Origin of the sequence: Leisingera sp. McT4-56, from assembly GCF_020514995.1 — a bacterium.
GTDB classification, from domain to species: Bacteria; Pseudomonadota; Alphaproteobacteria; order Rhodobacterales; family Rhodobacteraceae; genus Leisingera; species Leisingera aquaemixtae_A.
On the sequence record NZ_JAJALF010000005.1, the window covers coordinates 168676 to 191810 of the forward strand.

Annotated in this window: 20 protein-coding genes and 2 pseudogenes; 10 read left to right on the forward strand and 12 right to left on the reverse strand. The window is 63.0% G+C overall.

Annotated features, from left to right (window positions below):
- Genes LHL23_RS08900 through LHL23_RS08920 form a run of 5 tightly spaced genes read left to right on the forward strand, consistent with a single transcriptional unit; the run spans window position 1 to window position 4907 of the window.
- Complete coding sequence (locus tag LHL23_RS08900; protein ID WP_222477895.1) at window positions 1-561, forward strand: F0F1 ATP synthase subunit delta; 561 nt, start codon at window positions 1-3, stop codon at window positions 559-561.
- Complete coding sequence (atpA, locus tag LHL23_RS08905; protein WP_222477897.1) at window positions 562-2100, forward strand: F0F1 ATP synthase subunit alpha; 1539 nt, start codon at window positions 562-564, stop codon at window positions 2098-2100.
- 15 nt (window positions 2101-2115) lie between these two features.
- Window positions 2116-2991: a F0F1 ATP synthase subunit gamma gene (locus LHL23_RS08910; protein ID WP_222477899.1), complete on the forward strand. Its 876-nt coding sequence runs from the start codon at window positions 2116-2118 to the stop codon at window positions 2989-2991.
- A 21-nt stretch (window positions 2992-3012) separates the two neighbouring features.
- The gene (atpD, locus tag LHL23_RS08915) at window positions 3013-4437 is read left to right on the forward strand and encodes a F0F1 ATP synthase subunit beta (RefSeq protein WP_222477900.1); all 1425 of its coding nucleotides are present in this window, start codon (window positions 3013-3015) and stop codon (window positions 4435-4437) included.
- 56 nt (window positions 4438-4493) lie between these two features.
- The gene (locus LHL23_RS08920) at window positions 4494-4907 is read left to right on the forward strand and encodes a F0F1 ATP synthase subunit epsilon (RefSeq protein WP_222477902.1); all 414 of its coding nucleotides are present in this window, start codon (window positions 4494-4496) and stop codon (window positions 4905-4907) included.
- Between the two features lie 220 nt (window positions 4908-5127).
- Here LHL23_RS08920 and LHL23_RS08925 read toward each other — a convergent pair whose 3' ends face one another.
- Entirely contained in the window at window positions 5128-6165 is a 1038-nt protein-coding gene (locus LHL23_RS08925) for an alpha/beta hydrolase (RefSeq protein WP_222477904.1), read from the reverse strand.
- 374 nt (window positions 6166-6539) lie between these two features.
- Entirely contained in the window at window positions 6540-7055 is a 516-nt protein-coding gene (locus tag LHL23_RS08930; RefSeq protein ID WP_226429588.1) for a hypothetical protein, read from the reverse strand.
- 128 nt (window positions 7056-7183) lie between these two features.
- Here LHL23_RS08930 and LHL23_RS08935 point away from each other — a divergent pair, with 128 nt between their 5' ends.
- Window positions 7184-8809, forward strand: a complete 1626-nt coding sequence (locus LHL23_RS08935) for a class I SAM-dependent methyltransferase (RefSeq protein WP_226429589.1) — start codon at window positions 7184-7186, stop codon at window positions 8807-8809.
- Between the two features lie 128 nt (window positions 8810-8937).
- Window positions 8938-10155 (forward strand): PAS domain-containing protein, encoded by a 1218-nt coding sequence (locus tag LHL23_RS08940; protein WP_226429590.1) that lies wholly within the window; start codon window positions 8938-8940, stop codon window positions 10153-10155.
- Between the two features lie 2 nt (window positions 10156-10157).
- Here the strand turns inward: LHL23_RS08940 and LHL23_RS08945 are convergent, their stop codons facing one another.
- The 4 genes and pseudogenes from LHL23_RS08945 to LHL23_RS23645 all read right to left on the reverse strand — a co-directional run.
- Window positions 10158-11180: a GlxA family transcriptional regulator gene (locus tag LHL23_RS08945; RefSeq protein ID WP_226429591.1), complete on the reverse strand. Its 1023-nt coding sequence runs from the start codon at window positions 11178-11180 to the stop codon at window positions 10158-10160.
- Between the two features lie 74 nt (window positions 11181-11254).
- Window positions 11255-12685, reverse strand: a complete 1431-nt coding sequence (nhaC, locus tag LHL23_RS08950; RefSeq protein ID WP_226429592.1) for a Na+/H+ antiporter NhaC — start codon at window positions 12683-12685, stop codon at window positions 11255-11257.
- 280 nt (window positions 12686-12965) lie between these two features.
- Complete coding sequence (locus LHL23_RS23640; protein ID WP_443986807.1) at window positions 12966-13925, reverse strand: methyl-accepting chemotaxis protein; 960 nt, start codon at window positions 13923-13925, stop codon at window positions 12966-12968.
- Window positions 13926-13991: 66 nt separating this feature from the next.
- Window positions 13992-14462: pseudogene (locus tag LHL23_RS23645) on the reverse strand (protoglobin domain-containing protein); the annotation flags it as partial.
- A gap of 345 nt (window positions 14463-14807) precedes the next feature.
- Between LHL23_RS23645 and LHL23_RS08960 the strand changes: the two are divergent.
- On the forward strand, window positions 14808-15158 hold the full coding sequence (locus LHL23_RS08960) for an H-type lectin domain-containing protein (RefSeq protein WP_222477918.1): 351 nt from the start codon (window positions 14808-14810) through the stop codon (window positions 15156-15158).
- Here LHL23_RS08960 and LHL23_RS08965 read toward each other — a convergent pair.
- The 6 genes from LHL23_RS08965 to LHL23_RS08990 all read right to left on the reverse strand — a co-directional run bounded on the left by LHL23_RS08965 (window position 15155) and on the right by LHL23_RS08990 (window position 21759).
- Window positions 15155-15556: a helix-turn-helix domain-containing protein gene (locus tag LHL23_RS08965; RefSeq protein ID WP_226429594.1), complete on the reverse strand. Its 402-nt coding sequence runs from the start codon at window positions 15554-15556 to the stop codon at window positions 15155-15157. The two genes, LHL23_RS08960 and LHL23_RS08965, sit on opposite strands and share 4 nt — an antisense overlap.
- 233 nt (window positions 15557-15789) lie before the next feature.
- Complete coding sequence (locus tag LHL23_RS08970) at window positions 15790-17304, reverse strand: AMP-binding protein (RefSeq protein WP_226429595.1); 1515 nt, start codon at window positions 17302-17304, stop codon at window positions 15790-15792.
- Window positions 17301-18722, reverse strand: coding sequence for an acylating sulfoacetaldehyde dehydrogenase (gene sauS / locus LHL23_RS08975; RefSeq protein WP_226429596.1), 1422 nt, complete (start codon window positions 18720-18722; stop codon window positions 17301-17303). Before sauS ends, LHL23_RS08970 begins: the two co-directional genes overlap by 4 nt.
- 72 nt (window positions 18723-18794) lie before the next feature.
- Window positions 18795-19754, reverse strand: a complete 960-nt coding sequence (locus LHL23_RS08980; protein WP_226429597.1) for a Bug family tripartite tricarboxylate transporter substrate binding protein — start codon at window positions 19752-19754, stop codon at window positions 18795-18797.
- A 41-nt stretch (window positions 19755-19795) separates the two neighbouring features.
- Window positions 19796-20251 (reverse strand): tripartite tricarboxylate transporter TctB family protein, encoded by a 456-nt coding sequence (locus LHL23_RS08985; protein ID WP_226429598.1) that lies wholly within the window; start codon window positions 20249-20251, stop codon window positions 19796-19798.
- On the reverse strand, window positions 20248-21759 hold the full coding sequence (locus tag LHL23_RS08990; RefSeq protein ID WP_226429599.1) for a tripartite tricarboxylate transporter permease: 1512 nt from the start codon (window positions 21757-21759) through the stop codon (window positions 20248-20250). The genes LHL23_RS08985 and LHL23_RS08990 overlap by 4 nt, the downstream gene beginning before the upstream one ends.
- Before the next feature lie 113 nt (window positions 21760-21872).
- On the opposite strand from LHL23_RS08990, the gene LHL23_RS08995 reads away from it, so the two are divergent.
- Window positions 21873-22895: a LacI family DNA-binding transcriptional regulator gene (locus tag LHL23_RS08995; protein ID WP_226429600.1), complete on the forward strand. Its 1023-nt coding sequence runs from the start codon at window positions 21873-21875 to the stop codon at window positions 22893-22895.
- 81 nt (window positions 22896-22976) lie between these two features.
- Window positions 22977-23135: pseudogene (locus tag LHL23_RS09000) on the forward strand (transposase); the annotation flags it as partial.

Here is a 23135-nt window from a genome sequence, read left to right on the forward strand (position 1 = left end):
GTGTCCGAACCAGCTTCGATTTCTGCAGGCATTGCTGCGCGCTATGCCACGGCGGTGTTCGACATCGCGGAAGAGAACAAGGCGCTCGACAGCCTTGAAACCAGCATCAATGACCTGGCAGCCGCCCTGGCTGACAGCGACGATCTCAACAGCCTGATCCAGTCGCCGCTGGTGTCGCGCGAAGAGCAAGGCGCCGCAATCACCGCGGTGGCAGACAAGATGGGCCTGGACCCCGTTCTGCGCAACACCCTGGCTCTGATGGCCGACAAGCGCCGCCTGTTCGTGGTGCCCGCGCTGATCAGCGCGCTGCGCGACCGCCTGGCCGAAGCCCGCGGCGAGGTCACCGCAGAGGTGGTGTCCGCCAAGGCGCTGACCAAGACCCAGAGCGAAAAGCTGGCCAAGACCCTGGCCGAGCGCGTGGGCAAGAAAGTTACCATCAATGCTTCCGTCGATGCCTCCATCATCGGCGGTCTTGTCGTTAAAGTGGGCTCGAAGATGATCGACAGCTCGATCCGCTCCAAGCTCAACTCCCTACAGAATGCAATGAAAGAGGTCGGATAAATGGGTATCCAAGCAGCAGAGATTTCTGCGATCCTGAAAGACCAGATCAAGAATTTTGGTCAAGAAGCCGAGGTGGCAGAAATCGGCCGCGTGCTGTCCGTTGGTGACGGTATTGCCCGCGTTTACGGCCTCGACAACGTTCAGGCCGGTGAAATGGTCGAATTCCCGGGCGGCATCATGGGCATGGCGCTGAACCTGGAAGCCGACAACGTCGGTATCGTGATCTTCGGCTCCGACCGCGACATTAAAGAAGGCGACACCGTCAAGCGCACCAACTCGATCGTGGACGTTCCGGCCGGCCCCGAGCTGCTGGGCCGCGTTGTCGACGGTCTGGGCAACCCGCTGGACGGCAAGGGCCCGATCAACGCATCCGAGCGCAAGGTGGCTGACGTCAAGGCGCCGGGCATCATCCCGCGTAAATCGGTGCACGAGCCGATGGCAACCGGCCTCAAGTCGGTCGACGCGATGATCCCGATCGGCCGCGGCCAGCGCGAGCTAATCATCGGCGACCGTCAGACCGGCAAGACCGCCGTGGCTCTGGACACCATCCTGAACCAGAAGGTCTACAACGACGCCGCCGGCGACGACGAGTCCAAGAAACTGTACTGCGTCTACGTCGCAGTCGGCCAGAAGCGCTCCACCGTGGCGCAGCTGGTGAAGAAGCTGGAAGAAACCGGCGCGATGGAATACTCCATCGTCGTGGCCGCAACCGCGTCCGACCCGGCACCGCTGCAGTTCCTGGCCCCCTATGCCGCAACCGCGATGGCCGAATACTTCCGCGACAACGGCAAGCACGCGCTGATCATCTATGATGACCTCTCCAAGCAGGCCGTGGCCTACCGCCAGATGTCCCTGCTGCTGCGCCGTCCGCCGGGACGTGAAGCCTACCCGGGCGACGTTTTCTACCTGCACTCCCGCCTGCTGGAGCGTTCGGCAAAGCTGAACGAAGACTTCGGCGCCGGCTCGCTGACCGCTCTGCCGGTCATCGAAACCCAGGGCGGCGACGTGTCCGCGTTTATTCCGACCAACGTGATCTCGATCACCGACGGCCAGATCTTCCTGGAAACCGAACTGTTCTACCAGGGCATCCGCCCCGCCGTGAACACCGGTCTGTCGGTTTCGCGTGTGGGCTCCTCGGCCCAGACCAACGCGATGAAGACCGTTGCAGGCCCGGTTAAGCTGTCGCTGGCCCAGTACCGCGAGATGGCGGCCTTCGCCCAGTTCGGCTCCGACCTCGACGCCGCCACCCAGCAGCTGCTGAACCGCGGTGCGCGCCTGACCGAGCTGATGAAGCAGCCGCAGTACTCGCCGCTGACCAACGCCGAAATCGTCTGCGTCATCTTCGCCGGCACCAACGGCTACCTCGACAAGATCGCGCTCAAGGACGTCGGCCGCTGGGAAGCGGGCCTGCTGTCGCACATGCGCGGCAAAGGCAAAGAGACCCTGGACTGGATCACCAACGAAGATCCCAAGATCAAGGGCGACGCCGCTGACAAACTCAAGGCTGCGATCGACGAATACGCCGCCACCTTCGCATAAGGAGAGAGTCGGGACATGCCTTCTCTCAAGGACCTTAAAACCAGGATCGAGTCGGTCAAATCGACCCGCAAGATCACCAAAGCCATGCAAATGGTGGCCGCGGCGAAACTTCGCCGCGCCCAGGAAGCTGCCGAGGACTCCCGTCCCTACGCCAAGCGGTTCAACGCCGTGATGGCGGGGCTGGCGGCCTCGGTCGGCGGCAGCGAGTCGGCTCCCAAGCTGCTTCGCGGCACCGGCAGCGACCAGACCCACCTGCTCGTCGTGATGACCGCAGAGCGCGGTCTGTGCGGCGGCTTCAACTCGAACATTGCCAAGCTCGCCCGCCACAAGGCGGCCGAGCTGAAGGCTGCGGGCAAGACGGTCAAGGTTCTGACCGTCGGCAAGAAGGGCCGCGACGCCCTGAAGCGCGACCTCGGCAGTGATTTCGTCGGCCATGTGGACCTCAGCGAGTTCAAGCGGATCGGCTATGCCAATGCGCAGGAGATCGCCAAGGACATCCTGACCCGGTTCGATGCTGGTGAATTCGACGTCGCCACGATCTTCTACTCGGAGTTCGTCAACGTCGTGACCCAGATCCCGACCGCGCAGCAGATCATCCCCGCTTCCTTCGAAGCCGAGGAAGGTGAAAGCTCTGGCGCCGTCTACGACTACGAACCGGGCGAAGAGCAGATCCTGGCGGACCTGCTGCCGCGCGGCGTGGCGACCCAGATCTTCTCTGGCCTGCTGGAAAACGGCGCATCCGAGCAGGGTGCCCGGATGAGCGCAATGGACAACGCGACCCGCAATGCGGGCGAGATGATCGACAAGCTGACCATCGAGTTCAACCGCTCCCGCCAGGCCGTGATCACCAACGAGCTGATTGAAATCATTTCGGGCGCTGAGGCGCTCTAAGAGACAACCGGAGACCAACAAATGGCACAAGCAAAAGGCAAGGTGACCCAGATCATCGGCGCCGTTGTGGACGTCCAGTTCGACGACCACCTGCCCGCAATTCTGAACGCGCTGCACACCGAGAACGAGGGCAAGACCCTGGTTCTGGAAGTGGCCCAGCACCTCGGCGAAAACACCGTCCGCACCATCGCAATGGACGCAACCGAGGGCCTGGTCCGCGGTCAGGCCGTGTCCGACACCGGCGCGCCGATCTCGATCCCGGTCGGCAACGCCACCCTGGGCCGCATCCTGAACGTCGTGGGTGAGCCGGTGGACGAAAAGGGCCCGGTGAACGCAACCGAGACCCGCGCCATCCACCAGCCCGCACCCGAGTTCAGCGAACAGTCGACCGAGTCGGAAGTTCTGGTGACCGGCATCAAGGTTATCGACCTGCTGGCCCCGTACTCCAAGGGCGGCAAGATCGGCCTGTTCGGCGGCGCCGGCGTGGGCAAGACCGTTCTGATCATGGAACTGATCAACAACATCGCAAAGGTGCACTCGGGCTTCTCCGTGTTCGCCGGTGTTGGCGAGCGGACCCGTGAAGGCAACGACCTGTACTGGGAAATGATCGAATCCAACGTGATCAAGCCGGACAACCTGGAAGAATCCCAGGTGGCCCTGGTTTACGGTCAGATGAACGAACCTCCGGGGGCCCGTGCCCGCGTTGCGCTGACCGGCCTGACCCTGGCCGAACAGTTCCGCGACCAGTCCGGCACCGACGTTCTGTTCTTCGTGGACAACATCTTCCGCTTCACCCAGGCCGGTTCCGAGGTGTCCGCTCTGCTCGGCCGTATTCCTTCGGCTGTGGGCTACCAGCCGACCCTGGCCACCGACATGGGCGCGATGCAGGAACGCATCACCTCCACCAAGAACGGCTCGATCACCTCGATCCAGGCCGTCTACGTTCCCGCGGACGACCTTACCGACCCGGCACCGGCAACCACCTTTGCCCACCTGGACGCGACCACCGTTCTCAACCGCGCGATCTCCGAGCTCGGCATTTACCCCGCTGTGGACCCGCTCGACTCCTCGTCGCGCCTGATGGACCCGCAGATCGTTGGCGAAGAGCACTACGCAGTGGCTTCCGACGTTCAGCAGATCCTCCAGCGCTACAAGTCGCTGCAGGACATCATCGCGATCCTCGGCATGGACGAACTGTCGGAAGAGGACAAGCTGACCGTTGCGCGTGCGCGTAAGATCCAGCGTTTCCTGTCCCAGCCGTTCGACGTTGCGAAGGTCTTCACCGGCTCCGACGGTGTCCAGGTTCCGCTGGAAGACACCATCGCGTCGTTCAAGGCTGTTGTGGCCGGCGAATACGACCACCTGCCCGAAGGCGCCTTCTACATGGTTGGCGGCATCGACGAAGTGATCGCCAAAGCCGAGAAGATGGCTGCGGAAGCCGCCTAAGAACGGATTTTCCCCCGCGCCCTCGCGGTGCGGGGGGACCCTGAAAGGAGGCCCCAATGGCACAAACGATGCAATTCGACCTCGTCAGCCCCGAGCGCGCCCTGGCGTCGCTGCAGGCCAGCGCGGTTCAGATCCCCGGGTCCGAGGGTGACATGACGGCGATGCCTCAGCACGCGCCCACCATCACCACCCTGCGCCCCGGCGTGCTGAAGGTCGAAAGCCCCGAAGGCAACTCGGAGTATCTGGTGACCGGCGGTTTTGCCGAAATCGCAGGCGACAGCCTGTCGGTTCTGGCCGAGCGCGCGATCCCGATGGCCGAGATGACCCGCGATCAGATGAACACCCTGATCGAGGAAGCCCGCGAGATGTACAAGACCGCGAAAGAGGAAGACCAGCCGCACGGGTTGGTTGAGGACGCAGCCAAGCTGCTCGCCGACATGGAAGCCCTGGGCACCCATATGTCCCTCTGATCCAAACGCGGATTGGACAATTAGATACCGGCTCCCCTTGGGGGCCGGTTTTTTGTTGGGAGCAGGCGAGGCGCGAAGGAGGGCAAGGGCGGTCGGCTGACCTTTGCAGGGGGGCCTTGTTCCATTCCTTGTTAATAAGAGCTGAGAGCCTTTGGGCAATTAGCGTGAGAAAACCGTCGTTGACGACAGGAGGTGCTGAATGGTTCAACTACGCTCCCTCTCACTCGCTTAGGTGCTCTTCCAGAAAGCCGATGATCCGGTCGCTCAAGGCACTTCGCGTGCCGTCGTCGGCCAACGATACTGCGCCATGCGGGTAAAAGTGGGCAAAACCCGGAACCCACGCCAACTGGTAATCAACGCCCGCGTCTTGCATAAGGTTTATGATGCCCGGCAACTGCCCCAGTTGCGTATGCTCATCGAACTGTGAGTACACCAGCAGCGCCGGCGGCAGGTTGCCAAACTGAGCGACGGCATCATGCTCAAACAGAACGTCCGTTCCGGAAAGCGGAAACACTGCCGCCAAGGGTGTCTGCAAGCCGAAGGCGACATTCATGGTGATCCCGCCGCCGGCTGAATGACCGCCCATCGCAATCCGAGAAGGCTCAACTCCAAACCGATCAGCGTTCTTTACCACAAAGTCGAATGCCATCCGCACGTCTTCAGCGGCAGAAACACCTGCATCCCACAAAAACTGCCGGCCCTCTGGTGTATCTGGAAGAGGTGGCAGGCCCATGGCACCGCGCGCGCGCACTGTTGCTTCGAACACCTCAGGCGTGACGTAGGTGTCAATGTCCTCAAGGAGATTTGCTTCTCCAGGCAATAAAGTCGGTACAGGGTTTTCGGGCGCTAAACGGTACTCCACAACAAATACGACGTACCCCAGAGGAGCCAGCAGGCGTGCATAGTCTTCGGGACGGGAATGGACCGCTGCCTCCAACCGGAAGGGGGCCTGCCTGCGTCCGCCGCGATGGTGCGCACCTCCGTGGACATAGATGACCGCTGGACGGGCTGTGCTCGGCTTGTACGCATCGCTTGAGAAATCCGCGTTCTCCTCATTCGGATAGTAAACGTCCATCCTTAGATCGCGTTCGACTTCTACACCGTCAGGCGCGATGACCGCCCGGCCGTAAACGACATCAAGTTCAGCGCGGTATCCAAGCGACGTTTCAGCAGATGCAGCACCTACCGATATTATGAGAAAGCCCAAGGTCGACAACAAAGCCAAAGTTATCCGACGCGTGCATTTTCCGATTTCCATAACGATACCCTTTGACAATGCCGGTTAAATAACAATTCGACTATGGCATGGGGCGTTGTGCGCGCAAAGCGTCGTTTGGCCAAATTCTGTTGCAGAAACCAATGGCTCCATTGGGCTCAATCCCGGCATTGGGCTGAGAAGAACTTGCTGAACTGAGCGGCATCCAGCCTTCCCTCACCAGAACCGTCTCCGGAACTTGCAGCGCCAATTTCTCCGCCCTTAACCCAATTCTCACCAAACATACCGGAAACCGCCCTGCAGGACGATTCCCCAGCCTGCAGGGTTCCCCGTGACCGATTGGACCTCCGGCTGTGCCACCGGGATCGGCTTCAAATTCGGCTTCCACTGCCAGCCAATCCCGGCCTTGCCCGGTTTTAAAGCCTGCGCTCAATACCGCGCATCAGCGTGAACGTCCGCCGCCAGAGCTTTTCATACTCCGGCACCGACCGGGTCCGGTAGAACTCACTGGCCTGTTCGAAATTCCCCGCCTCCAGCAGCCTTGATATTTCCAGCCCGGTTGGAATCGCGGCCTCGAATAGGGTTATGATTTCGGCCAGTTCCGGCGCCGTTTGCTTATCCGTGCGGCCTCTGCGCAGCTGTGCCTTTATCCGGTTGAGATTGAGGGGGATGACCTGTTCGGACACGCCGGAGAACACGTCGATCTCAGAGCCGTCTTCATTGGCCGGGCGCGCCCAGCCACCGAGATGCGCAACAAGAGCCTTTGTCTGCAGGTGGTAGAGGTGGCGGGAATCATGCTCGACCGCAACGATGGTTTCATAGGCTGTGATCAGTTGCGCGGCAGGCGGGGCGTCTGAACCGTCCTGACCGGCAGCGCTCACTGGTACGGCCATGGCCATCACGGCTGCGAAGACCAGAAGTGCATTCCTCATCAATCCCTCCCCAAAAGCACCGGCTGAGTGTAGCACAGGGCACTCCGCCTGTCCGCACCGTGCCCGGCACCGCATGAATCACCCGGGCCTTAACCCTATTCTCATCAAATTTTCCGAAATTCCCCTGCATGACCTTTACCCAACCTGCAGGATTCCCCGTGACCGACTGGACCTCCGGCTATGTCGCCGGCATCGACTACACCTTCGACTTTCACCGCCAGCTGACCCCGGCCTTATTGGGCTTTACTGCTACCGCGCAGGGTCTCCGGCACAGTCTGGACGGGGAAAACCTCACCTATTGCGAGCTGGGCTGCGGCCAGGGGTTCTCCGCCAACCTGCTGGCAGCTGCTAACCCGCATATCGAATTTCACGCCATGGACTTCAGCCCCTCGCATATCGCCGGCGCCCGCGAACTGGCGCAGGATGCGGCGCTGGAGAACGTGCATTTCCACGAGCGCAGCTTCGAGGACTTCGGCGAAACCCCGGGCCTGCCTGCGGCCTTCGACATCATCGCGCTGCACGGCGTCTACAGCTGGGTTTCGCAGGAAAACCGCCAGCACATCCTGCGCTTCATCGCTGACCGTCTGAAACCGGGCGGCCTGGTCTATGTCAGCTGCAACACCCAGCCCGGCTGGGCCGCCGCCCTGCCGCTGCGCCGGATCCTCGCCGCGCGGGCAGAGCAGGGCAGCGGCCCGCTGCCGGAACGGATCGGCGCGGCGCTGGAGTTCGCCCGCCAGCTGGCCGGGGCCGGCGCCGGCTATTTCGGCCGCAACCCGCTTGCGGCAGACCGGCTGGAGCATATGAAATCGATGCCCGCGAACTATCTGGCGCATGAGTATTTCAACAAGGACTGGACGCCCTTCTTCTTCGAGGACCTGGCCGCCGAGCTGGCCGGCGCCAAGCTGAGCTTCGCCGCCTCGGCCAGCCTGCTCGACAACCTCGACGAGGTGCGGTTCACTGCCGCACAGCGCGCCCTCTTGGACAGCGAAAGCGATCCGGTCCGCCGCGAGGGCCTGCGCGACGTGCTGCTGAATGAGCACTTCCGCACCGACATTTTCGTCAAGGGCCGGCTCGCCCATACGCCGCGCGGCGAAATCGGCGCCTGGTTTGCCACCCCCCTGGCCCTGGCCCGGCCCTATGGTGGCGGCGCGCTCCGCTTCCACCACCGCGGGCAGGAGGTGCCGCTGGAGCAGGCACAGTACGCGCCGGTGCTGCAGGCGCTCGCCAATGGGCCGGCCACGGTGCGCAGCCTGCTGGACCAGGGCGTGTTCGGCACCCTGGCGTGGGGCGGCATCACCCGGATGCTGACGGTGCTGGCCGGCAGCGGCTGCATCACTCCCTGCCTGCCGCAAGAGGGGCTGGAGCGCCGCGCCGCCGCCTGCCGCGCCTTCAACCTGGCGGTCTGCAAACGCGCCGAGGAGGGCGATGCCCTGCGCTTTCTTGCTTCGCCCGTCACCGGTGGCGGGGTGGAGCTCGACCGCTTCGAGCAGCTGTTCCTGCTGGCCCGCAGCGAGGGGCTCGAAACGCCCGCGGAGTGGGCGGATCTGGTCTGGCGCATCCTGGCGCCGCAGGGCCAGCGCCTGCAGCACGAGGGGCGGGTGCTGGAAAGCGAGGAGGAGAACCTCGCGCTGCTGCGCGCCCGGGCCGGCAATTTCGCCGCCCGCCGCCTGCCGCTCTGCGAAAGCCTGGGCCTGGCGCTGGAGGACAGCCGGCAGGCGCCGGGACTGGAAAACGCGCAGCACGCCGCGGCCTGAGCAGGGCAGATGAAGGGGGCGGGCGGGGGCCGGGAAAAACCTGCACCATCCGCTCCTCATTAGCGATTTGACAAGCACTGGCCGGTACAACGGACCTGCACGAGATCAAACTGAACTGGAAGTGAAACGTGTCCTTCGAAGACCGCACGCTGGCCGCACAATCTTCGGGCAGGGAGTCTCCTTTTGCCCTTGATGAAGTGTTCTTTTCCCGCACCGATCCCCGCGGCGTTATCCTGGCCGGCAACACAGTGTTCAGCCGGGTCGCCAAGTACCCGCTGGAGGACCTGCTGGGCGCGCCGCACAAGATCATCCGCCACCCGGACATGCCGCGCGCGGTGTTCCAGCTCTTGTGGGACACGATCAAGGGCGGCGGCACCGTCGGCGCCTATGTCAAGAACCGCGCCCGCGACGGCAGCTATTACTGGGTGTTTGCCGTGGTCACGCCCTGCGACGGCGGCTACCTGTCGGCCCGGATCAAACCGACCAGCCCGCTGCTCAAGACGGTGGAGCAGGAATACACCCGGCTGCGCCAGGCCGAGCAGGCAGAGGAACTGAGCCCGCAGGACAGCGCCGCGCGGCTGCTCGCCCGCCTGCGGGAACTGGGCTTTGCCACCTACAATGATTTTGCCGGCCACGCCCTAGCAGAGGAACTGCTGGCCCGCGATACCGGTCTCAGCCGCCCGCCCTGCGCCCGTCTGGCGGAACGCCGGGCGATGCATGCGACCGCCGGGCAGCTGGTCGAGGAAACCGAGGCGCTGGTGCAGGAATTCGAATCCATGCGCACCATCCCCCACAACCTGCGGGTCATCGCCTCGCGGATCGAACCGGCAGGCGGCCCGGTGACGGTGCTGTCCCAGAACTACAGCTCCATGTCGCGCGACATGTCGAGCTGGTTCGAAGCGCACGTTTGGGGCAAGGACAGCAACTTCCGCGCCATCAAGGGCACGGTGACCGCTGCCATCTTTGTCGAAGGCCTGGCCCGCATCCTGACCGAATGCGGCCACCAGCTGGAGCAGGAAGGCGCCACGGCGGCCGCCGACATCCCCCGCGAACAGGGCATTCTGAACGATCTCTCGGATGTCCAGTTCGCCAAGGCCCGCGCCAGCCTGCAGGATGTCCGCTTCGAGGCGGAGCGCATCCAGAAGGCCTGCCAGACCCTGCATCGCCACTTCATGGCGCTGACCACCACCCGGGTGCTGTGCAAGATCGAATGCGCCCGGCTGGGCAACGTCGGGGAGTCGCTGAACTCGATCATCGACGAACTGGGCCAGTTTCAGGACCGGATCTCCGCCCGGCTGGAAAAGATCTCCGAACTCAGCGCCGCCCTCGCCGCGGACGAGGCCTGAGCCTAGGCCTCGGTGGCCTTCTCCGCCCAGCTCTTGCGGAAGGACGCCGGCGACTGCCCGTAGCGCTTCTTGAAGCGGATCGACAGCTGGGTTGCGCTGCTGAAGCCGGTGGCGGCGGATATTTCTGCCACCGTCATGTTGGTCTCGTTCAAGAGCGCCAGCGCCCGGCCCACCCGAAGGTCGATATAGAATTGCACTGGCGAGGTGCCGACATAGCGCTGGAACAGCCGTTCCAGCTGGCGCCGCGAGATCTGCGCGTGCTCCGCCACCACGCCGACCTCCACCGGCTCCTCGATGGTTTCATGCATGAACTGCATCGCGTTGATCAGATGCTGGTTGCGGCTGCTGAGGGCAACGGAATAGGCCGACTTCTGCAGCGCCTCGCGGTTGTTGGAGCGGAAGTGGATGCACATGTCGGAGACAATCACCGCCAGGTCCTTGCCGTGATCTGTCTCGATCATCTCCAGCATCATGTCGGTGGCCGCATTGCCGCCGCCGCAGGTCATCAGCCCCTTGTCGATCTCATAAAGGTTCGCGGTCGGCTCCAGCCCGGGGAAATGCTCAGAAAACGACGGCTGGTTCTCCCAGTGCAGGGTAAAGCGCTGCCCCTGCAAAAGCCCGGCCTGGGCCAGCGCAAAGGCGCCGGTGCAAATGCCGCCGAACCGGCTGCCGTGGGCATTCTGCCGCCGCATCCAGGCCAGCGCCTTGGGGCTGGCGCTGTCCGATGGCTCGATGCCGGAGCAGACAAGCGCAAAGCTGCCGCGCGGCAGATCCTCCAGCGCCATGCCGGTGTTGATTTCGATGCCGTTGGAGCAGGGCACCGGTGCGCCGTCCTCGCTCAGCAGGAACCAGCGGTACAGCTCCTTGCCGGTGACCTGGTTGGCAATCCGCAAGGGTTCCACCGCGGCGCTGAACGCCAGCATGGTCAGCTTCGGCAGAAGCAGAAAGTAGATGTCTTTGGGCGGCCCGTCGTAATCAACCCGGAAACTGGCCGCACCCTTCGGGACAAAGCTGCGGAATGTCATATCGCTAACCTAACAGATGGGACGTTCACTTTGAAACGCGCGCCGGAGGGGAGGCTCCGGCGCGCGAGGGAGGATCAGGCGGTCAGCTCCTGCACCGGCTCGCCGCTGTCCTCCCAGGCCGCGACTTCGTCATCGCTGGCCTTGGGCGAGAACAGCCCGGTCATCGCATAGAAGATGCCGATCAGCGGCGACAGCCAGCAGGCAAAGGCCAGCGGGATGTACAGCAGGTTCTCGAAGTTGCCGTCGGCAATCCCCAGTGCCAGCGCCGAGATCACAAAGGCGCCGCCCGCATTCCAGGGGATCAGCGGCGACACCAGCGTGCCGCCTTCCTCGATGGCGCGCGACAGGTTCAGCGGCGAATATTTCAGGCCGCGGTAAACCGGCGCATACATCCGGCCCGGCAAGGCGATGGACAGATAGGGGTCGCCCGCCACGGTGTTGGTCGCAACCGAGGTCAGGATCGCTGAGGTCTGGATGCCGGCAAAGCTCTTCACCCGGGCAATGATCACCTCGATGATCGCCTGCAGGCAGCCGGTGCGCTCCAGCGCGCCGCCGAACCCCAGCGCCAGCAGCACCAGCGAGATGGTCCACATCATCGACTGGATGCCGCCGCGGTTCAGCAGCGGGTCGATTTCCGCCACGCCGGTGTCGATGGAATAGCCGCTGTTGGCAAAGGTGAAGGTCTCATGCAGGCCCGCGCCCTGGCACACCATCGCCATGATGCCGCCGACAACCGCACCGGCAAACAGCGACGGAATGGGGGGCTGCTTCTTCACCGCCAGCACAATGACCAGCAGTGCGGGCAGCAGCATCAGCGGCGAGATCCAGAACGCATTGTCCAGCGCCGCGGTGATCGCGTCGATACGCTCGAACGACACCTGCGAGGTGTCGATCAGGGTGAAGCCCACCACCAGGTAAATAGCCAGCGCAATCAGCATCGACGGGATGGTGGTCGGCAGCATGTTGCGGATGTGGTCGAACAGGTTGGTGCCGGTGACCGCAGGCGCCAGGTTGGTGGTGTCCGACAGAGGCGAGATCTTGTCGCCGAAGAACGCGCCCGAAACCACCGCTCCCGCGGTCCAGTACATCGGAATGCCAAAGCCCGCGCCGATCCCCATCAGCGCCAGGCCGACCGTGCCCACGGTGCCCCAGGAGGTGCCCAGCGACACCGACACGATCGAGCACAGCACCATGCCCGCAGCCAGGAACAGCTCCGGCGACAGGATCTTGAGCCCGTAATAGATCAGCGTCGGCACCGTGCCGCTGGCAATCCAGATGCCGACAATCATGCCCACGGTGATCAGGATCGACACCGACGGCAGCGAGATGTTGATGACGTGGAACACGCCCTCTTCGATATTATCCCACTTGTGGCCCAGCTTCAGGCCGACCAGCGCGGTGATGGCGATGCCGATGGCCAGCGGGATATGCGGGGTGAAATCCCCGAAATAGAACAGCTGGATGCCCAGCACCAAGAGGGTCAGCAGGATGGGCAGCAGCGCCATTCCCAGACCGGGTTTTGCAATATTCGGATCAATTGGTGACACGGGGTTTCTCCTCCCTTTGGTCAGGACGCCTGTGTCAGGCGGATGCGGATACACACCAGAGATCGCCGCGGCAGACTCGATGCCAGCGCGCCGGAATCCACAGTTTTTGCGACAACAGGGGAGAACGGAGCGGATTGGGGAAAAGTTTCCGATCAGGGAGAGTGCATTCATCCCGCATCAATACAACTGCGCCGCCGGAGACCGGCGGCACGGTTCAGCTGCGGCAGGGCAGGGCGTGTCAGGCGGCGGATGCGTCCTGTCCGGTCAGCTCATGCTCCCAGTCCCCGGCGCTGCTGGCAGGAGCCGCCGCGGCCGGGGCGGCGCCGGACACCCGGAAGGTCTGCACCAAGTCCGCCAGCACCCTGGTGTCCTGGCGCATGGTCATGGTTGCCGCCGTGGTCTGCTCCACCATCGCCGCGTTCTGCTGGGTGACACTGTCCATATGCGATACACCGGTGTTGATCTCGGACAGCCCCGTGAACTGCTCCTGTGCCGAGGAGGCAACGTCCGAGGACAGCTCCGTCACCCGTTTCACATGGCCCACGATCCGCTCCAGCACCGCGCCGGCCTTGCTCACCAGATCAACGCCCGCGTCCACATGGCCTGCGCTGACATTGATCAGATCCTTGATTTCCTTGGCCGACACCGCCGCCCGCTGCGCAAGTGCCCTGACTTCCGATGCCACCACCGCAAAACCGCGGCCCGCCTCGCCGGCCCGTGCCGCCTCGACGCCCGCGTTCAGCGCCAAGAGGTTGGTCTGGAAGGCGATGTCGTCGATCACGCTGATGATCTGAGAAATCTGGTGGGAGGAGGCGGAGATCTCGTTCATCTTCTCCACCGCGTCGGCGGCCACTGTCCGCCCATCTTCGGCAATCCCCTGCGCCTCCTGCGCCACCGAACTGGTTTCCGTGGTCGCCTCGGACGACTGCTTCATGCTGGCGGTGATCTCTTCCACCGCAGCGGCGGTTTCCTCCAGCGTTGCTGCCTGGGTTTCGGTCCGGCTGGAGAGATCCTCTGCCGCATCCGAAATCTCATCGGCAGAGCTGCTGAGGTTGACCGCCGAGTCCTGAATGGTGCCGATCACCCCGCCGATGCTGTCCATCAGCGTGTTGAAGGATTGCCGCACATTGTCATAGCGCGCCGGGAAGTCGCTGTCCTGCGGGCTGGGGATGGGCTGTGTCAGATCCCGCGCCGACATCCGCTGTATCCCGTCGGTCAGATGGCGGAACGCGGTGTCCTGCTCCTCGCCCTGAGCCGCGAAATAGGCGTCGATCACCTGATAGGTATCAAGCGCAAACACCCTGTTCAGCGCCCCCAGAAGCCGCACCATCCGCTTGCGCGCCATCGGGGTGATGGTGGCGCCGAACTGCTCTGCCAGCACCAACTGCAGATCGGATGTCGCCCGCGCATACCCCGCCAGATACAGGTCGAACGGCAGCTGGATGCGGAAATGCACCCGGCCGATCCGGTTGGCAGAGTCAAAGTAGTCCTGCGAGAAATCACCCCGCAGCAGCAGTTCCCAATGGCGCTTCTGGGCGCCGCGGGCATGGTCCAGCGTGTCCTGGCTGCGGAAGAAAAGCGACGCCTCGTCATCCGATTTGGCAAAGGCATAGAACCGGTCCAGCACCTGATCCAGTTGCGGCACCACAAGTTTGCCGGCCTGCTCCAGATCCCTTCGCTGGTCTCCGTCCAGATTGAACTTCGAAATCGTCTGCGTAGTCCCGTCAATGCCCATTTTGCGGTCTCCAAATCAGGTTTTCGAATAACGTCACACATTCATTTTCGTGTATGTGGAGATTAATTTTCCCTTATTACGCCCTTTTGACTTTGCTTTTACTGCAGGATTTCGGGGTGAAATGCACCTTAGGGGTGCAAGTGGTCGTATGCTGAACACGCGAATGGTGTTTCCAGTTTCCGGTCCGGGCCGCAGAAAGGGTGATTCTCCCGCTTGCCGCCCCTGCGCCGATGGTGCAGATGCCCCATACCGCGCCAGCTCTCTGCGCCTGCCCTGCGGATCCGGTCTGGCATCCGCTGCCGGCCTGGGCCACCTTTGGCGCAACCGGAATGCTTGAGGCCAGGAATGAAACGACTGCGCAATCCCCGCACAGGGGTCGATCAAGGCGAAACAGAAGTCTTCTCGGACTTCGAGGACGGGGGCGAGATGTGGACCGGCTCCGGCCCCCGCGAACGCCGCCGCACGGTTTCATTCAGCGCGGGTTTTGCCAGCCCGCCTGCAGTGCATGTGTCGGTCTCGCTCTGGGACATGGAGACGTCGGCCGCGGTCCGGGCGGTGCTGGTGGCAGAGAATATCACCTGCGAGGGGTTCGAGATCGTTTTCCGCACCTGGGCCGACAGCCGCGCCGCCCGCCTGCGCGCGTCCTGGCTGGCAATCGGCGAACTGCCCCATGCCGATGACTGGGACGTCGATTAAACCTCAGCCGTAACGGACCCGGTCCGCAAGAGCTTGCGGAACTTCGGGCACTCCAGGTGGCTGGGCGCCGGGCAGTCCGCCACATGGCGCAGCGCGTCTTTCAACCTGGTCAGCTCGCGGATCTGCGCCTCCAGCGCATCGGCGCGCGCATGCAGCTGGCCGCGCGGCAGATCGGGCTGGCCGTCCTTGCCGAACATGCCCGCAATCTCCTGCAGCGAAAACCCGGCTGCCTTGCCCAGGGTGATCAGCGACAGCTGCAGCAGGACCTCCGTCCCGAACTGCCGCCGCAGCCCCTTGCGGCCTATGGAGGTGATCAGCCCCAGATCCTCGTAATACCGCAGCGCCGATACCGCCACGCCAGAGCGTTCGGCCACTTCGCCAATATCCAGAAGTTTCATCCTTGACCTCAAGCCGGCTTGAATTTTCAGGCTGCCAGTGCAGCAGTTGTCAGGCAAGACCCTTGCCGGGTGGATCATCAAGTGCGGCCAACGTCTCTGACAAGCCGGCTTGGGACCATTGGCGGCAGTGAGCCCGAAGCGGACATCGACATGGCGGCGCATGCCATAGTTGCTGCCAATGCGAAATCTTCTGATCCTCGCACCGAATCCGTATGGGACTTTGCCAACACAGCTTAGCTGTGCCGACGGGTCGACCGGTCTTCAATCTCGTCAGGAACCTTGTTGCGCTGGATCTTCCCCGATGGTCCCTTTGGAAGTTCGTGTACAAAATGGACCTTATCCGGCGCTTTGAATTTTCCGAGCAGCGCCTGGCAGATTTCAATCAATTCCACAGGGGTCAGGCTGGAACCGTTGCGGATTTTTACAGCCGCTTCCACCGTCTCGCCGTAGCTCTTGCAGGGGCGGCCAAAGGCGGCGGCTTCGATCACGTCGGGATGGGAATAAAGCGCTTCGTCGATTTCACGCGGAGCAATATTTTCGCCACCCTTGATGATCAGTTCCTTCAGGCGCCCGGTGACGAAGACATAGCCGTCGCAGTCGATCCGCCCAAGGTCACCGGTGCGCAGCCAGCCATCCGGGGTGAAGGTGGCGGCCGTGGCCTCCGGGTTGTTCAGGTACTCCAGCATCACGTTGGGACCACGCACGGCCAGTTCGCCTTCGCTGCCGTCAGTGATGTGCTGAAGCTTGGCATCAAGGATCGTCACTTCATTGCCGAAGGCGATGCCGGGCGAGCCAATCTTGCGGATACCGGGGGGCAGCGGGTTTGACAGGATCTGGGCCGCCGTCTCGGTCAAGCCCATGGTCTCCAATATAGGGACGTCGAACCTGCTCTCAAACGCGCGCTGCACGTCCGGGGCCAGTGCCGATGACGCCGAACGGCCGAAGCGCAGCCGCGCTTTGGTACTGTCGGCGGGGTCCAGGTCCGAGTGCAGCAGGTGCGAAATGATGGTCGGAACCACCGAGAACCAGGTCGCCTTTGACCAGCCGACATGGGCCCAGAAGCGGCTGGCGGAGAATCGCGCGCACATCGCCAGGGAGCCGCCGGAGATCAGCGCGCCCATTACTGTCACGCAGAGCCCGTTGATATGGTAGATCGGCAGCACGCAGAGGCCGCGGTCCTGCGGTGTCAGCTCATGCGCCACGGCGGTGGTCCACCCGCCCGCCAGCAGGCTGGCGTGCGTATGCACCACCCCCTTGGGCTGGCCGGTGGTGCCGGAGGTGTACATCAGCAAGGCGTGGTCACCGGCGGAAAGCGGATGCAGCTCTGCCGGTGACCCGCCAGTTGCTGCCGCCTGGTCCAAAGGGGAGAGAAAGGGCAGGCTGGCAGTCTCTTGAAACAAGTCCGTCTGGCTGTGGTGGACAAAGGCAAAGCGGGCGCCGCTGTTCTGCAGGGCGTAGGAAACCGCACTGTTGCCCGCAACCAGGTTGATCATCGTGGCGCGGAAGCCGCCGTAGAGCACCCCGAACAGGCATTCGAGCGCTTCGCGGCCGTTGGGGTGCAGGATGGCGATGCTTTCGCCCTTGGCGATTCCCTTGGCGGTCAGGTAGCGGGCGATGGCCTCCGCCGTTTGGCGCAGCTCTGCCCAGCTCAGATCGGAACTGCCGTCAGGGAAGACAAAGCCGGTGCCGCCCTCAGCTGCGCGTGTATCCAGCCAGTCGCGGATGGTTCCCTTGGGTGGTTCCATCATTGTCCCGCCTCCGCCCAATAGCTGGCAAAAATGTCTTCCAGCGCGGGTTCGCGGGACGGGATCTCGCGCACGATCTTGGTAGTTTGCACGAAATGGCGCCAGTTGAGGTTGGTGTCGATGGAATTTCCGCCCCAGCTGCCGCAACCCATAGACAGAGAGAACGGCATCCCATTGGTGAAGGCGCCGCCGGTGGCGAAGGTATGGGCTTGGTTGACGATCACCCGGCAGGTGGGCGTTTCGCGGCCCAGTTCGACGGCGCGCTCATCTCGGGCGGTGTGTATGCCGATGGAATGACCGGCGCCCTGGTAGGAAAGGATGCGGGCGGCGATGGTCTTGGCTTCTGCATAATCCGCGGCCCTGTAGACGGCGAGGATGCGGCTCAGCTTTTCACCGGACAGCGGGTGATCCGGGCCGATGCCCTTGGTCTCCAACGCCAGGAATTTGGTGACTGAGGGGACTTTGCCGGCCATGCCCAATGCGGCCAGCATCTTATCGGCATCCTGCGCAATTACTTCACGGTTCAGCTGCCCGTTGGGCCAGAGCCTGGCGGTGATGCCTGCGGCGTCTGCCTCGGGCACCAGCGCACCGCCTTCCCGGGCGAGCGCTGCAATGAACTGGTCATAGATGGCATCCACCACCACGACGGAATTTTCCGAGGAACAGGAGGTGGCATTGTCAAAGCATTTGGAGGCGGTGATCTTGGCCGCGGCGTCGGCCAGATCCGCAGTTTCATCCACGATCACGGTCACATTGCCGGCGCCAACAGCCACGGCAGGCGTGCCGCAGGACTGGGCGCGGTGGACGTTGTTCTGGCTGCCGGTGCAGATCACCCGGTCGGCGGCCTCCATCAGCGCCTGGGTCTTTGCCTTGGAGCCGGGAGCGGGGATCATCTGCACCAGGTCAGGATTGAGGCCCAGTTTGGCAAACTCGGCGTGGATGTAGCTGAGCAGCAGCTCGCAGGAGGCAACGCCCTTGGGTGAGGGGGCTACGACGATGGCATTGCCGCCCTTCAGCGCGTTGATGATGTTGTTGGCAGGCGTCGCCGCCGGGTTGGTCGAGGGGACTACGGCACCAATCACGCCGATGGGCCGCATGATCTCGGTGATGCCGGTTTCCGGGTCGTCGCTGACAATTCCATGGGTCTGGGCATTCGCAATATCGCGCAGCAGGCCCAGCGTCTTGCGGTGGTTCTTGGTGATTTTATCCGCCACGTTGCCCAGGCCCGTGGTTTCCACGGCAAGCTCTGCCAAGGCACGGTTGCGGGCGGGTTCCATGATGGCCCAGCCTGCCGCCAGGGCGGCCTTGTCATAGAGTGCCTGGTTTCCGCTGGCCTCAAAATCCTGCTGGGCGGTGCGGGCGCGCACCACGATTTGTTCCACCTCGGCGGTGCCGGAGGCGAGTGCGTCCTGAGCGTTCATGTCTTACCTCGATATCTTGGCCGGGACGCGCGCTTCGGAGGTGCGCGCGTCCCGAAGGAGTTTCGGCTGGGATCAGAGCCCGGCCAGAAGCTCTTTCAGTGTCTGTTCGCGGGCGGCCCACATCTCCTTGACCTCATCACGGGTCATGATGTGCATGGGCGATCCGCCAGCCTCCATTTTCTTGGCGACCCGGTCATTGGCAAACATCTGGGGCACGGTGGCCGCCAGCTTTTCGATCACCTCTTGCGGGGTGTCCTTGGGCACCATCACGCCGCGGAAATTGACGGAGGAGTTGTCCACGTCCAAGCCCTGCTCCTGCATGGTGGGCACGTCGGGCAGGAAGTCGGAGCGCTGCAGGTCCGCGACGCCCAGGATCTTGACGTTGCCCGCTTCCTGCGCGCGGAAAGCGTCGGACAGGTTGTTGATGCCGCCCATGACCTCACCAGCGATCACCGCCTTCATTGCCGCTGCGCCGCCGCCCTTGGTCGGGATATAGGCCATCTTGACGCCTGCAGCCCTTTCGATCTGCAGCGCAGCGATGTGATGGCCAACGAACAGGCCCGCGCCGGAAAAGGTCAGTTTGCCCGGGTTTTCCTTGGCATGGGCAACCACATCCGCCATCGAATTGAAGGGGCTGTCGGCGGCGACCACAAAGACCGCCGGGTCGGCACCCCAGTTGGCAATGGGTTCGAAACTCTCAGCGGAATACTGGACACCGCCCTTGATCGACTGGGCGATGAAGTGGGGCACGTTGTAGGCTGCGAGGGTATACCCGTCGGCATCGGCCTGGGTGGCAAACCAGTTCCAGCCGACACGACCGCCGGCGCCGGGCTTGTTGATGATGGCGATGGGCATTCCCAGCGCATCCTCGTTGCCCGCGGTCATGGTAACGATCCGGGCTTGGAAATCGGTCGCCCCGCCGGCCCCGTAGGACACCATCATCATGATCGGGCGCTCCGGGTAGTCCTCGGCCATGGCAGCGCCTGCCAGACCCATCAGCGCCATCGCAGCGCCTGCAATCAGTTTCTTCATTTTCTTCTCCTCCCTATTGGTATCGGACCGGGTTCAGGCGGTCAGAACAGAATTTCCCGCGGCGTGTAGACGCTCAGCAGCTTGGCAAAGAGGCCGTACATCACCGCCACGAACACCGCGGTGATCAGCGCGCGCCGGATCCAGGTCCTGCCTTCGGAATGCGGCGCGGGATCGTAGAGTGACAGCAGGATGAAAAAGCCGATGGCGGTGGCGGTGTAGAACCCCAGCGCCTTGGCGGCCCAGAAGACATAGACCAGCATTACCGCCAGCCCCGGAACCATGTTGAGGAACATCGTGCGCGTGACACCTGAGCCGACCTTGCTGAGGCCCATCACGGCTTTGCCAAAGGTCCAGCCCGCCAGCACCACAAAGACGGATGCGATCAGGCGCGGGAACAGGAAGGCTTCGGAAGGCTGTTGTGTGTAGCTGACCCAGGTAACCCAGATGCCCACTGCGAACACGAGGCCGGAGCCAAGAATGTGCTGAGACCGGTTCATGCCTGCGCCTCCTCTTTGGTTGTGTAGCGGCGGCTGCGCAGTTCCATCCAGGCCGAATAGAGGATGGAGGCGGCAACCACGGCGATCAGGAAGATGTTGAGGCCGCCGGTCAGGAAATAGCTGGCCTTGCCAACGGTGGCGTCGGCGATCATGCCGCCCTGGATGAAGTTCGCCTCGGCAATCGGGCCCAGGATCAGGCCCAGCACCAGCGGCGCGGCGGAGAAGCCGAAACGCTCCAGGAAATACATGCCGATGCCGAGGCAGGCCATCACGTAGACGTCGCCCATCGAGCTTTGCACCGAGTAGGCGCCGAAGACGGAGAGGGCGAGCACGATGGCAGCCATCACCGATTGCGGCACCTGGGCGACGCGGGCGGCGAGGCCTGCGACATAGAGGCCGAAGAGGCACATCAGGACCTGGCCCACCAGCATCGAATTGATGAAGGTCCAGGCCACATCCGGGTGATTGTCGAACAGGTCGGAACCCGGAAAGATGCCGTGGATCAGCAACCCGCCGAGCAGAACCGCAGCGGTGGGGCTGCCCGGGATCGACAGCGTCAAGAGCGGCACCAGCGACGGGCCGACCATGGCGTTGTTGGCGGCCTCTGCGGCGATCACGCCTTCGCTGTGGCCCTTGCCGAATTTCTCCTTCTCGGAAGAGAACTTCTTGGTCTGATCATAGGCCACAAGCCCGGCGATCTGGCCGCCAACGCCGGGGATCAGCCCGATGATCGAGCCCGTGATGGTGCCGATGCCCAAGGCGCGCGGGCGGCGGAAAAGTTCCCTTGTCGCGTCAAGGACCGAATGTTTCTGCACTTCTATCACCTCGGCGCCGGTCGTGCGGCGGCCCTTGGCGAACATGGTCAGAACCTGCGGGATGGCAAAGAGGCCGATGAGGGCTGCGATGATGTTGATGCCGCCGCCCAGTGACGGGTGAAATATAAACCGCTGGGCGCCCATGATGTCGTCAAAGCCGATGGTCGCCAACCACAACCCGATGCAGCCGGACAGCAGCCCCTTGACCACGGAGGCCGAGTCCAGCGAGCCGATCACCGTAACGCCCAGGATCGCCAGCCAGAACAGGTGCGAGGGGCCGAAAGCCAGCGCCCACTCAGCCAGCAGCGGGGTCAGGAAAATCAGCAGAAGGACGCCGAAGATGCCGCCCGCGGCAGAGGCCAGGAAGGACAGCTGCAGCGCCTTGGCGCCCTGGCCCTGCTTGGCCATCTTGTGGCCGTCCAGCGTGGTGGCGATATTGGCGGGCGCGCCGGGGATCTTCAGGAGGATCGCGCTGACCGCGCCGCCGGCCACGGTAGAGGTATAGGCGGCACCCAGCAGGATCAGGCCCTGAACCGCCTCCAGATGGAAGGTGAATGGGATCAGCAGCGCCACTGCCATGGTGGGGGAAAGCCCCGGGGTTGCCCCCAGGATCAGCCCGCCGATTGTGCCGCAAAGGAGCAGCAGGAATGACAGCGGCGAGAACACGTCTCCGAAGTAATAAATGAACTCCATTCAGGGCCTCCCAACCCGGCTGATCGCGCTTTTACTTTTGTTGACAAAACAGGTTAGGCCATGAAAATAGTATTGCAAACGTTTTCATAAATCTTGCCGGAGGAGGGAAGATTATGGCGCCAAAACAAAAGGGTAACGTGGATATCGTCGCTGTGGCAAAAGCGGCCAAAGTGTCGCCCTCCACGGTGTCGCGCACCTTCAATCACCCCGATCTGGTGAACCCGGCGACTCGCAAGAAGATCACCAGGGCGGTGCAGAAACTGGGCTATGTCCGGAACCGCGCGGCGCAGATGATGCATGGCAAGCGGTCAGGCACCATCGGGCTGGTGGTGCCGACCATCAACCACGCGATTTTTGCCGAGGTGATCCAGGCGTTCTCGGATGCGATCGACCGGGCAGGCTTTACCCTGCTGCTGGCCTCGCACGGCTATGATCTGGAGCGCGAATACGAGATGGTGCGCAAGCTGATGGAGCACCGTGTGGATGGTGTGGCGCTGATCGGGTTGGAGCATTCCGAAGCAACCTCGCGGCTGATAGCCCAGCAGGAAACGCCTGCGATGGCGATCTGGAATTATGCTGAAGAGTCCGAGCTGCCCTGCGTCGGCGCCGACAACCGGCTGGCCGGGCGGATGGCAGCGGAGCATCTGGTAGCGCTAGGGCACCGGGACATCGGCCTAATTTTCCCCGACACCCGAGGCAACGACCGGGCGCGGCACCGGCTGGAGGCGGTTCTGGAAACGCTTGACGCCGCAGGAGCGGAGGTGCCGGAGGGGCGCAAGTCGGAAGCGCCATACAGCGTTTCCCTGGCCAAGCAGGCGGCAATCGATCTACTTTCCGGCTCCTCGCGGCCAACAGCCTTGCTGTGTGGAAACGACGTGATCGCCCAAGGAGCGCTTTACGGCGCGCAGAGTTGCGGCGTCTGTGTCCCGGAAGAGCTTTCAATCATGGGGATCGGCGACTTCAAGGGGTCAGTGGATATTGTACCTGGCCTGTCTACAGTCAGGATTCCAGCCGAAACCATTGGAACGCTTGCGGGTGATCGCTTTACTGCGTTCATAACATCGGATGAACCGGAACCATTCAGGCTATGCTGTGAACTGGAGCAGATCGATCGAGGCACGACTGCGGTTGCATGAATTGAACAACTTCAGTTAGGGTCAGGACCCATTGATTTCAGTCTTTCAGCATGATTCACAAGCCGAAAATCGAGCGGTGACATGTCTAATCTCTTCTGGCTGACCGACGCGCAGATGGCCCGTCTGGAACCCTTTTCCCAAAATCCCACGGCAAGCCGCGCGTTGATGGCCGGCGCGTCCTGAGTGGAATTATCTTTATCAACCGCAACGGCTTGCGGTGGCGGGATGCGCCCAAAGAGT